Below are 15,839 nucleotides of genomic sequence, written 5' to 3'. Positions count from 1 at the left end.
GCAAGGATCGCCTTTTTTATTACTTCACTACCTTCAGGCTTGGACGCCCGCTTGGCCGTGGCGGCTGGCCGCCGGTAGGCGGACCATCGTCATCCGGCTCGACGATGTCGTCGTCTTCCTCTTCATCGTCGTCCAGCAGCGGCGGCTCCAGCTCGAAGACCATGCCCTGGCCATTCTCGCGGGCATAAATACCGAGAATCGCACCGGCAGGCACGAACAAGGTATGGGCAACGCCACCAAAGCGCCCCTCGAAGCTCACAGCCTCGTTATCCATGTGCAGATGACGTACCGCACTGGGTGAGATGTTGAGGACGATCTGGCCATCGCTGGCGAAGCCCTGGGGCACTTGTACCGCCGGGTACTCGGCATTGACCAACATGTGTGGGGTGCAGTCGTTGTCCACGATCCACTCATAGAGTGCACGTACCAAATAGGGGCGACTGGAGTTCATCGACAGCTCCTTAAAACCTAGCGCATTTCACGTTCAGCAGCGGACAGGCTTGCCTGGAAAGCTTCGCGGGCAAACTGGCGCTCCATGTAATCGAGCAACGGCTTGGCCGGCCGCGGCAGTTCAATTCCCAACACCGGCAAACGCCAGAGTATGGGCAGTAGACAACAATCGACCAGACTTTGCTCCTCACTGAGGAAGCAAGGCTTGTCGGCAAACAACGGCGACACGCCAGTCAGGCTTTCGCGCAGCTCCTTGCGCGCCTGAACGCGAGCGGCTTCCTTGCTGCGCGGATCGAGTATCAGATCAACCAGCGCACACCAATCGCGCTGGATGCGATGAATCAGCAGCCGGCTGTTGGCCCGCGCGACCGGATAGACCGGCAGCAGCGGCGGGTGCGGGTAGCGTTCGTCGAGGTATTCCATCACCACCGTCGACTCGTACAGCGCCAGGTCACGGTCGACCAGGGTCGGCACGCCGCCATAGGGGTTCACTTCGACCAGCTTGGGCGGCAGGCGACCGGGATCGACATTGATGATCTCGACGCTGACACCTTTCTCGGCGAGAACGATGCGCACCCGATGAGAATAATGGTCAGCGGGGTCGGAGTAGCAGGCTAACCGGTTGGTCACGCCCATAGTGGTCCTCCTCGCAGATGAAATTATAGAAGCTACAAATGCAAACGCGCCCTGCGGGAACCTCCGTTATCCAGAGGCCCCCCAGGGCGCGTTCAACTACCAGAAACTACTGCGTGATCAGTGCACGTCCTTCCAGTATTCGCGCTTGAGCAGATAAGCGAATATGAAGAAGAAGGCCAGGTACAACAGCACGTAAGTACCGATGCGCTGACTTTCCAGTTTGACCGGGTTGGCCGAATAGGCCAGGAAGGTCACCAGGTTCTTGACCTTCTCGTCGAACTGCTCTGCGGTCAGGGTACCGGATTTCGGCTCCACGGTCAGCTGGTCGCACGCTTCATGGGTCAATGGCGACCCGGTCAGCGGGTCGAACTGCTTCTTGCCATCGACGACAGTCTGCACCTGCTTGCAACCGATCACCTGGTTGCCTTGCAGGCCAACCAGCACGTTAGGCATGCCGACGTTCGGGAAAACCTTGTTGTTCACCCCGTACGGACGCGACTTGTCTTCGTAGAAGCTGCGCAGGTAGCTGTACAGCCAGTCGGTGCCACGTACACGGGCAACCAGGGTCAGGTCAGGCGGCGCGGCACCGAACCAGGTCTTGGCGTCGTCAGGCTTCATGCCGATCTTCATGTGGTCGCCAATCTTGGCGCCGGTGAATACCAGCTTCTCGAGCATCAGCTCGTGAGGGATACCCAGGTCGTCCGCGACCCGCTCATAGCGCTGGAACTTGGCACTGTGGCAACCCATGCAATAGTTGGCAAAGGTGCGCGCGCCGTCCTGCATGGCGGCCTTGTCGGTCAGATCGATATCGACCTTGTCCAGCTCCAGGCCGTGTTCGGCCGCGAAGGTCAACGAGGGCATCACTGCCAGAATCAATACTGCAAATAGCTTTTTCATCAGCCAGTCACCCTTTCCGGAACCGGTTTGGTCTTCTCGAGCCGGGTGTAGAACGGCATCAGAAGGAAGTAGGCGAAATACAGGAAGGTGCATACCTGCGACAGCAACGTACGGCCCGGGGTCGGTGCCAGTACGCCGAGCACGCCGAGGATCACGAACGAGATGCAGAACACCACCAGCCAGATCTTGCTCATCCAGCCCTTGTAGCGCATGGATTTGACCGGACTGCGGTCAAGCCATGGCAGGACGAACAGCACGGCAATCGCAGCACCCATGGCGATAACGCCGAGGAGCTTGTCCGGAACCGCGCGCAGAATCGCGTAGAACGGCGTGAAGTACCAGACCGGGGCAATGTGCTCAGGAGTCTTGAAGGCGTTAGCCTGCTCGAAGTTCGGTTTTTCCAGGAAGTAACCGCCCATTTCCGGGAAGAAGAACACCACGGCACAGAACACGAAGAGGAACACGACGACGCCGACGATATCCTTCACGGTGTAGTAAGGGTGGAAAGGAATGCCATCCAGCGGCACGCCGTTCTCGTCCTTGAGCTTCTTGATATCGACGCCGTCCGGGTTGTTCGAACCCACTTCGTGCAGCGCCAGGATGTGCAGCACCACCAGGCCGAGAATCACGATCGGCAGGGCGACAACGTGCAACGCAAAGAAGCGGTTCAGGGTGATGCCGGAAATCAGGTAGTCACCACGGATCCACTGGGTCAGGTCATCGCCGATCACCGGAATCGCACCGAACAGCGAGATGATCACCTGGGCCCCCCAGTACGACATCTGGCCCCACGGCAGCAGGTAACCCATGAAGGCTTCGGCCATCAGCGCCAGGTAGATCAGCATGCCGAATACCCAGACCAGCTCGCGAGGCTTCTGGTACGAGCCGTACAGCAGGCCACGGAACATGTGCAGGTAGACGACAATGAAGAACGCCGACGCGCCGGTGGAGTGCAGGTAGCGCAGGATCCAGCCGTACTCGACGTCACGCATGATGTATTCGACCGAGGCGAATGCCTCTTCGGCCGACGGCGTGAAGCTCATGGTCAGCCAGACGCCGGTGACGATCTGGTTAACCAGCACCAGCAGTGCCAGGGAGCCGAAAAAGTAGAAGAAGTTGAAGTTCTTCGGTGCGTAATACTTGCTGAGATGGTCTTCCCACATCTTGGTCGCGGGGAAGCGGGCGTCAACCCAATCCATGAACTTACTCATCACGCGTTCTCCTGATCGACGCCGACGACAATGATGTCGTCCGACTCATAAGAGTGCGGCGGCACTGGCAGATTGAGCGGCGCCGGCTGGGACTTGTAGACGCGGCCAGCGAGGTCGTAGTGAGAGCCGTGGCACGGACAGAAGTAACCGCCGACCCACTTGGGACCCAGGTCGACCGGGGCGACTTCAGGGCGGAAGGTTGGCGAGCAGCCCAGGTGGGTGCACAGGCCGACCAACACCAGGATCTCCGGCTTGATCGCGCGGTTTTCCGGGTTGACGTAGGTGGGTTGGACCGATGCCTTGGATTCAGGGTCGGAGAGGTCGCCGGCGATCTTCTTGAGGTTGCCAAGGATCTCTTCGGTACGACGGACGATGAAGACCGGCTGACCACGCCACTCAGCAATCATCTGCTGGCCTGGCTCAACTTTGGCGATATTCACCTTCACCGGTGCACCTGCGGCTTTCGCCTTGGCACTGGGGAACCATGACCCCACAAACGGGACCGCAGCCCCCACCGCTCCTGCAGCACCCACCACGGACGTGGCTGCTACAAGGAAGCGACGCCGGCCTGCATTGACGCCGTCATTGCTCATTCAGTCCTCTCCCATCAGCTTTATGGCCTGTTACAACAGGCATCTACTAAGTAATTTCTGAACTGCTAAAAATATTTGCTGAACTGCTAAAAATTTGCCGCATGGTAATGAAAAGACCCTTCTCTGACAAGGTGATTAGCCCTCTGCCACTGCGCAATCCCTTGTACCTCTTGACCTGCGTCTATGCGGCAAGTTGTCACAGTAAAGAACAGCATAGTTATTCAAGACATAAAAAAAGCCCGGTTCCACCAGGAACCGGGCTTTTTTTGAACGCCGAAGCGAAATTAACGCTTGGAGTACTGAGGACGCTTACGTGCTTTACGCAGACCCACTTTCTTACGCTCAACTTCACGAGCGTCGCGGGTAACGAAGCCAGCTTTGCGCAGAGCGCTACGCAGGGTTTCGTCGTAGTCCATCAGTGCACGGGTGATACCGTGACGGATTGCACCGGCCTGGCCGCTGACACCACCACCGATAACGGTGACGTAGATGTCGAACTTCTCGGTGGTCTCGGTCAGTTCCAGCGGCTGGCGTACTACCATGCGCGCGGTTTCACGACCGAAGAACACGTCCAGAGAACGGTTGTTGATGGAGATGTTACCGGTACCTGGACGCAGGAAAACGCGAGCGGTTGCGGTCTTGCGACGGCCAGTGCCGTAATTTTGAGTCGCCGACATAATGAACTATTCCGTTAAATCTTCAGTTCTTGGGGCTGCTGAGCAGTATGAGGGTGAGCAGCGCCCGCATAGACTTTCAGCTTACGGTACATGTCGCGACCCAGCGGGTTTTTCGGCAGCATGCCTTTAACCGCGGTCTCGATCACGCGCTCTGGGGCCTTGGCGATCAACTTCTCGAAGTTGATTTCCTTGATACCGCCCGGGAAGCCGGAGTGGGAGTAGTACATTTTGTCCGAAGCTTTGGCACCAGTCACACGGATCTGCTCGGCGTTGATGACGACGATGTAGTCGCCGGTGTCAACGTGAGGAGTGTACTCTGGTTTGTGCTTGCCACGCAGACGGCTAGCGATTTCGGTAGCCAGACGACCCAGGGTCTGACCAGCGGCGTCAACTACGAACCAGTCGCGCTTTACTGTTTCCGGTTTAGCAGTAAAAGTTTTCATTCTTTATAGCCTCAGGGGCCGCCCAGCGAAAATAAGACGGCAGATCTTACTGGATAGTGCGTACCTTGACAAGTCAAGGACACAGCCGCACACGGACGCTATCGGGGGCTCGGGTCAGCGCGTCCAATATTCGGCAGGGTTCTTCTGTGAGCGGGGCATCACTCCCTCACGCAGAGAGGGGCTGAATTATCCAGATTGCGAAAAAAAATTCAACCTGCTTTTATGCTTCTTTTGCCAGGGAGACGCCAATGGACTACCGCCAGCTGGGCCGCACCGACCTCAATGTCAGCGCGCTGTGCCTGGGCACCATGACGTGGGGCGAACAGAACACGCAAGCCGAGGCTTTCACTCAGATCGAACGCGCCAAGGCCGCCGGAATCAACTTTATCGACACCGCCGAGATGTATCCGGTGCCACCGCGCCCGGAAACCTATGCCGCCACCGAGCGCATCATCGGCAACTGGTTCAAGGCTCGGGGCGATCGCGGCGACTGGATCCTGGCCAGCAAGGTCGCAGGCCCCGGTAATGGCATCAGCCACATTCGCGACGGCCAGCTCAAGCACAACCGCCAGCACATCGTCAGCGCCCTGGACGAAAGCCTCAAGCGCCTGCAAACCGACTGGATCGACCTGTATCAGTTGCACTGGCCGGAGCGCAGCACCAACTTCTTCGGCAAGCTTGGCTACCAACATCTGCCGCAGGATCACTTCACCCCGCTGGAAGAAACCCTGGAAGTGCTCGACGAACAGGTCAAGGCCGGCAAGATCCGCCATATCGGCCTGTCCAACGAAACGCCCTGGGGCGCGATGAAATTCCTCCACCTGGCAGAGAGCCGGGGCTGGAGCCGCGCCGTGTCGATCCAGAACCCCTACAACCTGCTCAACCGCAGCTTCGAAGTGGGCCTGGCGGAAATCGCCATTCGTGAACAATGCGGCTTGCTCGCCTACTCGCCGCTGGCCTTCGGCATGCTCTCGGGTAAATACGAAAACGGTGCACGGCCAGAGAAAGGCCGCCTGACCCTGTTCAGCCGCTTTTCGCGCTACTCCAACCCGCAGACCGTGGCGGCCTGCAGCCGTTATGTAAAGCTTGCCCGCGACCACGGCCTGGATCCGGCACAAATGGCCCTGGCCTTTGTCACCCGCCAGCCCTTCGTGACCAGCAACATCATCGGCGCCACCACCCTGGAGCAACTGGACAGCAACCTGGCCAGCTTCAACCTCAAGCTCTCTGATGAGCTTCTGGCAAGTCTCGAAGCGATTCACCAGGACCAGCCCAACCCGGCGCCCTGAGGCACATTGACGGTTCCCGTGCAATGCGCGGGAACCGAGGGTAGACACAACGGCCAAAAAATAAGACGATCCAGCCGGTGATTGACCACTCTACCCTATAAGAATAACGAAAATGATGTTTACCCAACCCTCCGCGTCCTTGCGGCGCGTCAGTATCCTGGCCATCGATAACGTCTTTGCATCGACGCTCATGCAGGCCAAGGATTTCTTCCACCTGGCCAGCCTGCGCTATGGCAAGCAGCTAGGCCTGGGCCTGCAACCGATGTTCGAGACCCGGCTAGTCAGCCCCGACGGACAACCCGTGCGCAGCTTCAGCGATGTCCTGCTTCCCGTGGACGGTGCCCTGGAACAGGCCGATGTGATCATCCTGCCGGCCTTCTGGGACGATTTCGATGCGCTGTGCCAGCGCTACCCCCAGGTCCTGCCATGGCTGCGCGAGCAGCACGCCAACGGCGCCGTGCTCTGCGGCGAAGCCAGTGGCGTGTTCTGGCTGGCCGAGTCAGGTCTTCTCGACGGCAAGGAAGCGACAACGTACTGGCGGTTTTTCAACCAGTTCGCCGAACGCTACCCCAAGATCAGCCTGAATCAGGACAAGCACCTGACCGACGCCGACAATCTCTACTGCGCGGGCGGCACCACCTCAGCGTGCGATCTGTATATCTACCTGATCGAACGCTTCTGTGGCGCCAACGTCGCCCAGGCGGTAGCCCGCGACACTCTCTATGAAGTGCAGCGCAGCTACACCCCGGGACGCATGGGTTTTGGCGGGCAGAAGCTGCATCAGGACCTGAGCATCCTGCAGATCCAGCAATGGCTCGAAGAACATTTTGCCGACAAGTTCCGCTTCGAAGATGTGGCGCGCAATCATGGCATGAGCATCCGCAACTTCATGCGCCGCTTCCAGAGCGCTACCGGCGACAAGCCGCTGCACTACCTGCAACGGTTGCGGATCGAAACGGCCAAGGGGTTGTTGTCAGGCTCGCGCAAAAGCATCAAGACCATCAGTTACGAGGTCGGGTATGACGATGCGAGTTTCTTTGCGCGCCTGTTCAGGCAACACACGGAGTTGTCGCCGAATCAGTATCGGCAGCAGTTTATGCAGGAGGTTTGAGAGTCTTATCGTGGGGGAGGTTGGGGGGTGGCGACCCGACTTCCCCCGCGATCGATCAAGGCTTGTGCGCGCGCGACAGGAATTCGTGGGACTGCATTTCCAGCAAGCGGCTTAGCGTGCGCTGGAATTCGAAGGTCAGGCGACCGCCGGTGTACAAGTCCTTGAGCTCAACCTCGGCCGAGATGATCAGCTTGACGTTGCGGTCATAGAATTCGTCGACCATGTTGATGAAGCGCCGGGCAATATCGTCAGTCGCCACACTCATCTGCTCGACGTCGCTGAGCAGCACGGCATGGAAAATCTTGCCGAGTTCGATGTAGTCGTTCTGGCTACGCGGGCCGTCGCACAGTTCACGGAAGTCGAACCAGGCGACGTCGTCACAGGTGCGCAAAGCGCGAATCTCGCGGTTTTCGATCATCAGTACATCGTTTTCCACCGCCTGGGTGCACTCGGGCGTCAGCGCCCGGAAGCTCTTGCGCAGGCTTTCGTGTGCCGCTTCGTCCAGCGGGAAGTGGAACAGCTCGGCTTGCTCCAGATGGCGCAAGCGATAGTCGACGCCGCTGTCGACATTGACGATCTCGGTGTTCTGCTTGATCAGGGCGATAGCCGGCAGGAAGCGCGCACGCTGCAGCCCGTCCTTGTACAGACCATCCGGGACGATGTTGGAGGTGGCCACCAGGGTCACACCGTTCTTGAACAGCTCCTCCATCAGGGTGCCGAGGATCATCGCGTCGGTAATGTCCGAAACGAAGAACTCGTCGAAGCAGATCACCCGCGCCTCATCGGAGAAACGCTTGGCGATGACCGTCAGCGGGTTCTTTTCACCCTTGAGGGTTTTCATTTCTTCGTGCACGCGCTTCATGAAGCGGTGGAAGTGCGTACGCACCTTCTGCTTGAACGGCAGTGCTTCGAAGAACGTATCGACCAGGTAGGTCTTGCCGCGCCCTACCCCACCCCAGAAGTACAAGCCCTTGACCGGTGCCTGTTCTTTCTTGCCGAACAGCTTGCCGAACACACCCGGCTTGCTGTTCTGCGCCGCGATCAGATCGTCGTACAGGCGCTGCAAATGACGCACTGCAGTTTCCTGCGCCGCGTCATGGAAGAATTCGGGACGTTTCAGATCTGCTTGATATCGTTCTAGGGGTGTCATAATTCGTTAGCAAGGTAACAAAAACGGGCCGTCACTGTAGCGACGGCCCCGGATAATGGCAATCAGACTTGCGTCTGGCCGTTCAGTCCTGCTGTGGCTGCAAGGCCGCGCGCAGGCTCTCGATCGCCGCATCGCGTGCAGCTTCATCGGCCAGTTGCGGCCCGTCGGCAACGCACTCACCTTCCAGCCACAGGCTGAAGCCCAGGCCTTCAGTGCGCACGTCCAGCTCGCCGCCCTGCTGCAGTTGCTTGCTCACCGCACCCGCAGTCTTGCCATCGGCGAAGTTGCGCGACAGCAGCAGTTGCTCACCGTCAGCCGCGAGCAGGCGGAAGCGGAAGCTGCCGTCGTCTTCACGGAAGCTGACAAAGCGCGCGGCCTTGGCGGCCTTCTTTTTGACCTGGGCAATGCCCTGTTCGATGCTGCGGAACGAGCGCAGGCCAACGGCCTCACGCAGTTGCTCGAGGAACGGGGTAGCCACCTTGCGGGCTTTCTGCGCACCGGCCAGCAAGATGTCTTCGAGGTCAGCCGGACGGCTGATCAGCTGGTGATAGCGCTCGCGCGGCTCGCTCAACTGGCCATCAAGCAGCTGGAACAGACGCTGCTTGGCTTCGCCCCAACCCAGGCCCTGCAACAGCTCGCTGCGGAACTCGTCGGCTTGTGCTGGCGTAGCGAAGGCCTGGAACAGAGTGAACAGGTGCGAATTGTCCGGATCCTTGGCTTCGCCCGGTGCGCGGGAGTCGGTGACGATGCGCGAAATCGCATCCTTCATGTCCTTGGCACTGGTGAACAACGGAATGGTGTTGTCGTAGCTCTTGGACATCTTGCGACCGTCCAGGCCCGGCAGCGTCGCCACGCTTTCTTCGATCAGCGCTTCGGGCATGGCAAAGAATTCCTTGCCCTGGCCGAACAGGTGGTTGAAGCGCTGGCCGATATCACGGGCCATTTCCACGTGCTGGATCTGGTCGCGGCCGACCGGCACCTTGTTGGCGTTGAACATCAGAATGTCGGCGGCCATCAATACCGGGTAGCTGTACAGGCCCATGCTGATCCCGGCATCCGGGTCTTCACCACTTTCAACGTTCTTGTCTACCGAGGCCTTGTAGGCGTGCGCACGGTTGAGCAGGCCCTTGGCCGCGACGCAGGTCAGCAGCCAGGTGAGCTCGGGGATTTCCGGAATGTCGGACTGGCGGTAGAACGTCACACGCTCCGGGTCCAGACCACCGGCCAGCCAGGTCGCGGCGATTTCCAGACGCGAGCGCTGGATGCGCTGCGGGTCATCGCATTTGATCAGGGCGTGGTAGTCGGCCAGAAAGTAGAACGAGTCGACACCTGGCTCACGGCTGGCGAGGATTGCCGGGCGAATGGCACCGGCATAGTTGCCCAGGTGAGGCGTGCCCGTGGTGGTGATACCGGTAAGGATGCGCGTAGTCATGGGTAATCGCTTATCAGGCTTGGATCAATTCGAAAGGCGCGGCAGCACCAGTTCCTTGAGGTCGGTGAGCTTGCCATGGAAAAAGTGTCCGCATTCTGCCACTTTCAGCAGCTCATGGGGGCGTGGGAGTGCGTCGGACCAGTCGTAGACGACCTGCGGATCGATCACCTCGTCGGTTTCCGGCTGGATCACGCTCAGGGCGCAGTGCTGCGGCAAGGCGTCGTGATCCTGCAAGCGCATCACCGCCGGCGCCACCATGAACAGGTGCTTGAGCTTGATATCCTGTGCCTCCAGGCGCCCGCCGAGGCTGGCCGCAACGAAGCCGCCAAAGGAAAAGCCCATCAGGGTCAGCGGCCACTCGGGATGTTTTTCCAGCAACCAGTTCGCCGCTGCCTGGGCGTCATCGACTTCGCCACTGCCCATGTCATGGCTGCCGGCACTGGCGCCGACGCCACGGTAGTTGAAACGCAAGGTGATGTAGCCGGCATCGCGGGCGGTACGCTGGAGCATCGACACGACCTTGTTGGTCATGGTCCCACCCTGCACCGGGTTGGGGTGACAGAGCAGTACCACGCCACGGGCGTCGGCAACATCAAGGTACAAGGCTTCCAGTTGGCCGACCGGGCCATCGATGAATACAGGGGTTTCGCGGATAAGCAAGGATAAACTCCGTGACCTCGGAAAGGGTCGACTCGTCTAGCTGAATGATTCTGTCTGAGATATTTGCGATGGTTCGCGGTATACAGCGCAGGTCCGAGCCGTTAACGTAAAGCAAAGCCGTTTATAGAGGAAGGACTCGTGGAACTCTCGCTCTTAGTTTGGTTGTTGCCGACCCTGGCCCTCGTCGTGGGCGTTGTCGTTGGTTTCGTGGTCGCCCGCCTGCTGCCCAATGCCGCGCCAAGCAGCACTCAGCGGCAGCTGGACGATATCCAGGAACGTTTCGACAGCTACCAGAATGAGGTGGTTACTCACTTCAACAGTACGGCTGCGCTGGTCAAGAAACTGACCCAAAGTTACCAGGAAGTTCAGGACCACCTGGCCGATGGCGCCAACCGCCTGGCCCTGGACGAACTGACCCGCCAGCGCCTGCTGGCCTCTCTGCACTCGGAAGCCGCACAAGCCCCGCGTGATCGCCTGACCCCACCGAAGGATACCGAAGTACCGCGTGACTACGCGCCGAAAGCGCCGAACTCGCCGGGTATGCTCGATGAGCACTACGGGCTCAAGCGCAACTGACAAAAAACCCGCCGATTGGCGGGTTTTTTATCGCGGGGCAAGCCCGCTCCCACCAGGGTGTCACTAAGCCGGTGGGAGCGGGCTTGCCCCGCGATAGCTATCTTCAGCTGTACCAGGGCGCAGTCTGCGAACCGTGCCCATAACGCTCCAGCGCCTGATCCAGCACCTGGCGCTCGACACTCCCCTGGCGCACCAGGCTGTGCAAACTGGCCAGCACGATACTGAAGCGATCAACCTCGAAAAACCGGCGCAACTGCTGACGGGTATCGCTGCGACCGAAGCCATCAGTCCCCAACGTCACGTAGGGCGCCTGCACATACTCGGCAATCAATTGCGGCCAGGCCCGCACGTAATCCGTTGCGGCAATGACCGGAGCACTGCCCTGCAAACAGCGCTCTACATGACTGATGTCGGCAGTCACCTGCCCCAACCGGCTGGCACGTTCGACATCCCGCGCCTCGCGGGCCAGCTCGCTGAAGCTGGTGACACTGAACACTTCACTGGCAATCTGCCAATCGGCAGCCAGCAGTTCACTGGCGGCAATCACTTCGCGCAAGATCGCCCCGGAGCCCAGCAGGCGGACACGCCCTTGCGCCTCCACCACGCGCTGTTCGACATAACGGTACATGCCACGCAAGACCTCTTCGTGCACCTGCTCGGGCAGAGACGGTTGGGGGTAGTTCTCGTTCATCACCGCCACATAGTGAAACTCGTCACACTGCTCGGTCAGCATGCGCCGTGCCGCGTATTCAAGAATCACCGCCAGCTCGCCGGCAAAGCACGGCTCCCAGGCCCGACAGTTGGGCACCATCGACGCCATCACCAGACTCGAGCCATCCTGGTGCTGCAAACCTTCTCCACCCAGGGTCGTGCGACCGGCCGTAGCGCCCAGCAACAGACCACGGGCACGTTGGTCAGCGGCGGCCCAGATCAGATCACCGACCCGCTGGAAGCCGAACATCGAATAGTAGATGTACACCGGCAGCATTGGCTCGCCATGCACCGCATAGGACGTGGCCGCCGCCACCCACGAAGAAATCGCCCCGGCTTCGGTGATCCCTTCCTCCAACAGCTGACCGTCACGAGCTTCCTTGTAGGACAGCAGCGAGCCAGCATCCTCGGGCTCATAACACTGCCCCTGGGGTGAATAGATACCGATCTGGCGAAACAGGCTGGCCATGCCAAAGGTCCGCGCCTCATCGGCGACGATAGGCACCACACGTGCGCCCAGTTCCGGGGCCTTGAGCCAGGCACTGAGCATCCGCACTGCCGCCATGGTGGTGGACATTTCCTTGCCTTCGGCTTGCAAGGCGAAGCCGCCCATCACCTCCAGCGCCGGCACCGGCACCGGGCGCGCATCGCTGCGCCGCGCGGGCAAAGGCCCGCCGAGGGCCGCTCGACGCTCACGCAGGTAGCGCAACTCGGCGCTGTCGTCGGCCGGACGACAGAACTGCAACTGCTCGACCTGGCTGTCGCTGAGCGGCAAGTGGAAGCGATCACGGAACGCCAGCAAGGCCTCGACATCGAGCTTCTTGGCCTGGTGCGCAGTCATGCGCGACTCGCCGGCGGTACTCATGCCGTAGCCTTTCTTGGTCTTGGCAAGGATTACGCTTGGCCGCCCTTTACAGGCCTTGGCCGCAGCAAAAGCGGCATACAGCTTGCGAAAATCATGACCGCCGCGCTTCAGCGCGTTGATCTCGGCGGAGCTCATGTGCTCGACCAGTTTCTGCAAGGCCGGCTGCTGGTTGAAGAAGTGCTCGAGGTTATAGGCGCCATCCTTGGCCCCCAGGTTCTGGAACTGGCCATCCGGTGTCGCCGCCAGCTGACGCAACAACACATGCTCGGTATCACGGGCAAACAACGCATCCCACTCCGAGCCCCAGAGCACCTTGATCACGTTCCAGCCGGCACCGCTGAACAGGGCTTCAAGTTCCTGGATGATCTGTCCATTGCCACGTACCGGACCGTCGAGGCGCTGCAGGTTGCAGTTGACCACAAAGGTCAGGTTATCCAGTTGCTCGCGCGCGGCCAGCGTCAAGCCGGCGATAGACTCCGGCTCGTCCATCTCGCCATCGCCGAACACCCCCCAGACATGCCGGGTGCTGGTGTCGAGCAGACTGCGATTGTGCAGATAACGCATGAACCGCGCCTGGTAGATCGCGTTGATCGGGCCAATGCCCATGGAACCGGTGGGAAACTGCCAGAAGTCCGGCATCAGCCAGGGGTGTGGATAAGAACACAGGCCGTTGCCCGCGACCTCCTGGCGGTAACTGGCCAGTTGCCCTTCACTCAACCGCCCTTCGAGAAACGCCCGGGCATAGATACCGGGCGCTGAATGCGGCTGAAAGAACACCAGGTCGGCGGTGCGTTGCCCAGTGCCGGATTCGCCACGAAAAAAGTGCTGGAAACCGACCTCGAAGATTTCCGCCGCCGAGGCGTAACTGGCGATGTGTCCGCCCAGGTCGCCATACGCATGGTTGGCGCGCATCACCATGGCCAGGGCATTCCAGCGCAGCAGGCTGGTGATACGTTCTTCAAGCTCCAGATCGCCCGGATAGGCCCCCTGCAACTCCACCGACAAGGTATTACGGTAGGCCGAGAACGGCTGGGCACCGCGCTCCAGGCCAAGCTCACGCGCATGGGCTTGCAGTTGCTCAAGCAGAAATTGCGCACGTTCGGCGCCGCAGTGCTGCAAGGTCGAATCCAGCGCATCGAGCCACTCGGCGGTTTCGCCCGGGTCGCTATCCAGCTGTGGGTCATCACCGAGGCGACGCGGCACACCTTCACCTGGCACAAGGTTCATCATTGCCACCATTGCATTGACCTCATCCTTGATGGTTTCAGGCGCAGGCCTTCAGTGCCTGTTCGATATCGGCGAGCAAGTCGTCGATATCTTCAAGACCGACCGACAGCCGCACCAACCCTTCCGAGATGCCGTACTGGGCACGCTCTTCAGGGGTATAGCTGGAATGGGTCATGCTCGCCGGATGCTGGGCCAGGGATTCGGCATCGCCCAGACTGACGGCGCGACTGAACAGCTGCAGGGCATTCATGAAGCGTCGACCGGCGCTGATGCCACCTTTGAGTTCAAAGGCGATCATGCCGCCGGGCAAGCGCATCTGGCGCTGGGCCAGTTCGTACTGAGGGAAGCCAGGCAGGCCGGGATAGTTGATCAGTTCGACTGCCGGATGCTGCTCCAGGTACTCGGCGACGACCTGGGCATTACTGCAATGGCGCTCCATGCGCAGGTTCAGGGTCTTCATGCCGCGCATCAGCAAAGCGGCATCCTGAGGTGACATCACCGCACCGGTCATGTCCTTGAGGCCTTCCAGGCGGATCCGGCCTACCAGGGCCTTGCGTCCTACCACCAGGCCGGCGGTGATATCGCCATGACCACTGAGGTACTTGGTCGCCGAATGCACCACCAGGTCGGCGCCCAGCTCCAGCGGTCGCTGCAGGTACGGGGTGCAGTAGGTGTTATCGACCACTACGGTGATATCGCGCTGGTGAGCCAGAGCGGCCAGCGCGGCGATATCGACCATCTGCATGTTCGGGTTGGCCGGCGTTTCGAAGTAGATCACCTTGGTTTGCGCGCTGATCGCCGCCTCAACCGCTTGCAGGTCGGTCATATCGACATGACGGACCTTGACCCCGAACTCACCGATGCCATGGTGCAGGAAGGCAAAGGTGCAGCCGTACAAGGTACGCCCTACCAACACCTCATCGCCTGGCCGCAGCAGCGTCCACAAGGTGGCAGTTATCGCCCCCATGCCCGAGGCCAGCGCCAGTCCGGCCTCACCGCCCTCAAGCGAGGCCATGCGCTCTTCCAGCAGGGCCAGGGTGGGGTTGGAGATACGCGTATAGAAATGCCCGCCCTCCTCGCCGGCAAAGCAGGCTGCGCCGTACTCAACCGTAGGAAACGCGAACGTGGCCGTCTGATAGACCGGCGGGACCAGTGAACCCTGGTTGGCCAGCGGGTCGTAGCCGTGGTGGATGGCACGGGTAGCAAAACCTGAATCCTTGGTGGAGCCGCTCATGACTACAGCCTCTTGTGGTTTGTTATAAGCTTATGCCACTGAGGTACTGATTTTTTTCCAAATATGACCACTGCCAAGGGTGGTTATTGACAATAAAACAATGAATTCAGGCCACGGAGGGCAAATCATGCCTACCGCCATCGACCGTACCGACCGCGCCTTGCTGGCCGCGCTGCAAGACAACGCGCGACTGACCATTTCCGAGCTGGCCGACAACGTCGCCCTGACCACCTCGCCGTGCTGGCGACGGGTCAAGCTGCTGGAAGAGAACGGCTACATCACCGGCTACCAGGCCGTTCTGTCACCCAAGGCCCTGGGCTTTGGCGTCACCGCATTCGTCAGCATCATGATGGACTCGCATTCCAAGGAAATGGCGCGGGCCTTCGAGCAGCGGCTGATGGAGATTCCCGAGATCGTTGCGTGTCACAACATCTCCGGGCGCTATGACTTTTTGCTGGAGATTCTGGCGCGGGATCTGGAATCGTTCGGCGAGTTTGCCAGGGAGGTGCTGCAGACACTGCCGGGGGTGAAGGAAATCTATTCGAGCTTTTCGTTCAAGGCGGTGAAGGAGAAGCGGGTGATTCCGGTGTCGGAGAAGCATATTTGACCGCATCGGGGGGGGGGGGGGGGGGGTACGGGGGGGGGGGCGGGGGGGGGGGTGTGGCTCAGTCGTGGGT

At 60.1% G+C, this 15,839-nt stretch carries 16 protein-coding genes; 4 read left to right on the top strand and 12 right to left on the bottom strand.

Features of this window, described 5'->3' with window-relative positions; all coding sequences use genetic code 11:
- Window positions 1–19 precede the first annotated feature (19 nt).
- The 7 genes from ACO6VD_RS05945 to rplM form a co-directional block, all read right to left on the bottom strand.
- Window positions 20–451: a ClpXP protease specificity-enhancing factor gene (locus ACO6VD_RS05945; protein WP_400169948.1), complete on the bottom strand. Its 432-nt coding sequence runs from the start codon at window positions 449–451 to the stop codon at window positions 20–22.
- 17 nt (window positions 452–468) lie between these two features.
- Window positions 469–1,086 (bottom strand): glutathione S-transferase N-terminal domain-containing protein, encoded by a 618-nt coding sequence (locus ACO6VD_RS05940; protein WP_038607195.1) that lies wholly within the window; start codon window positions 1,084–1,086, stop codon window positions 469–471.
- Window positions 1,087–1,203: 117 nt separating this feature from the next.
- Window positions 1,204–1,983 carry a cytochrome c1 gene (locus ACO6VD_RS05935; RefSeq protein WP_422417648.1) on the bottom strand — a complete coding sequence of 260 codons (780 nt, stop codon included), beginning with the start codon at window positions 1,981–1,983 and terminating at the stop codon, window positions 1,204–1,206.
- Window positions 1,983–3,194, bottom strand: coding sequence for a cytochrome bc complex cytochrome b subunit (locus ACO6VD_RS05930; protein ID WP_400169947.1), 1,212 nt, complete (start codon window positions 3,192–3,194; stop codon window positions 1,983–1,985). The genes ACO6VD_RS05935 and ACO6VD_RS05930 overlap by 1 nt, the downstream gene beginning before the upstream one ends.
- Window positions 3,194–3,787, bottom strand: a complete 594-nt coding sequence (petA, locus tag ACO6VD_RS05925) for a ubiquinol-cytochrome c reductase iron-sulfur subunit (RefSeq protein ID WP_107025092.1) — start codon at window positions 3,785–3,787, stop codon at window positions 3,194–3,196. The genes ACO6VD_RS05930 and petA overlap by 1 nt, the downstream gene beginning before the upstream one ends.
- Before the next feature lie 284 nt (window positions 3,788–4,071).
- Window positions 4,072–4,464, bottom strand: a complete 393-nt coding sequence (gene rpsI, locus ACO6VD_RS05920) for a 30S ribosomal protein S9 (RefSeq protein WP_038607185.1) — start codon at window positions 4,462–4,464, stop codon at window positions 4,072–4,074.
- Window positions 4,465–4,478: 14 nt separating this feature from the next.
- Entirely contained in the window at window positions 4,479–4,907 is a 429-nt protein-coding gene (gene rplM, locus ACO6VD_RS05915) for a 50S ribosomal protein L13 (protein WP_203479503.1), read from the bottom strand.
- A 248-nt stretch (window positions 4,908–5,155) separates the two neighbouring features.
- Here rplM and ACO6VD_RS05910 point away from each other — a divergent pair, with 248 nt between their 5' ends.
- Entirely contained in the window at window positions 5,156–6,196 is a 1,041-nt protein-coding gene (locus ACO6VD_RS05910) for an NADP(H)-dependent aldo-keto reductase (RefSeq protein ID WP_422417645.1), read from the top strand.
- A gap of 214 nt (window positions 6,197–6,410) precedes the next feature.
- On the top strand, window positions 6,411–7,307 hold the full coding sequence (locus tag ACO6VD_RS05905) for a GlxA family transcriptional regulator (protein ID WP_422417678.1): 897 nt from the start codon (window positions 6,411–6,413) through the stop codon (window positions 7,305–7,307).
- 55 nt (window positions 7,308–7,362) lie between these two features.
- Here ACO6VD_RS05905 and zapE read toward each other — a convergent pair whose 3' ends face one another.
- From zapE to ACO6VD_RS05890, 3 genes are all read right to left on the bottom strand, one after another.
- Window positions 7,363–8,457, bottom strand: coding sequence for a cell division protein ZapE (gene zapE, locus ACO6VD_RS05900; protein ID WP_400169944.1), 1,095 nt, complete (start codon window positions 8,455–8,457; stop codon window positions 7,363–7,365).
- Between the two features lie 82 nt (window positions 8,458–8,539).
- Window positions 8,540–9,889, bottom strand: a complete 1,350-nt coding sequence (locus ACO6VD_RS05895; RefSeq protein ID WP_422417643.1) for a tryptophan--tRNA ligase — start codon at window positions 9,887–9,889, stop codon at window positions 8,540–8,542.
- Window positions 9,890–9,913: 24 nt separating this feature from the next.
- Complete coding sequence (locus ACO6VD_RS05890; RefSeq protein WP_422417641.1) at window positions 9,914–10,549, bottom strand: alpha/beta hydrolase; 636 nt, start codon at window positions 10,547–10,549, stop codon at window positions 9,914–9,916.
- Between the two features lie 138 nt (window positions 10,550–10,687).
- Here ACO6VD_RS05890 and ACO6VD_RS05885 point away from each other — a divergent pair, with 138 nt between their 5' ends.
- A complete protein-coding gene (locus tag ACO6VD_RS05885) occupies window positions 10,688–11,125 on the top strand; it encodes a YhcB family protein (protein WP_422417640.1) in 438 nt (145 codons plus the stop codon).
- A gap of 103 nt (window positions 11,126–11,228) precedes the next feature.
- Here the strand turns inward: ACO6VD_RS05885 and mdeB are convergent, their stop codons facing one another.
- Window positions 11,229–13,928: an alpha-ketoglutarate dehydrogenase gene (gene mdeB, locus ACO6VD_RS05880; protein WP_422417638.1), complete on the bottom strand. Its 2,700-nt coding sequence runs from the start codon at window positions 13,926–13,928 to the stop codon at window positions 11,229–11,231.
- A 37-nt stretch (window positions 13,929–13,965) separates the two neighbouring features.
- Window positions 13,966–15,162 carry a methionine gamma-lyase gene (locus ACO6VD_RS05875; protein WP_422417636.1) on the bottom strand — a complete coding sequence of 399 codons (1,197 nt, stop codon included), beginning with the start codon at window positions 15,160–15,162 and terminating at the stop codon, window positions 13,966–13,968.
- A gap of 127 nt (window positions 15,163–15,289) precedes the next feature.
- On the opposite strand from ACO6VD_RS05875, the gene ACO6VD_RS05870 reads away from it, so the two are divergent.
- Entirely contained in the window at window positions 15,290–15,769 is a 480-nt protein-coding gene (locus tag ACO6VD_RS05870) for an Lrp/AsnC family transcriptional regulator (protein WP_400169938.1), read from the top strand.
- Window positions 15,770–15,839: the final 70 nt, after the last annotated feature.

Origin of the sequence: Pseudomonas sp. GZD-222 (genome assembly GCF_049310525.1) — a bacterium.
Taxonomy (GTDB): Bacteria; Pseudomonadota; Gammaproteobacteria; order Pseudomonadales; family Pseudomonadaceae; genus Aquipseudomonas.
Note: the sequence above shows the minus strand (reverse complement) of the source record. Positions and strands in the feature narration are given on the sequence as shown.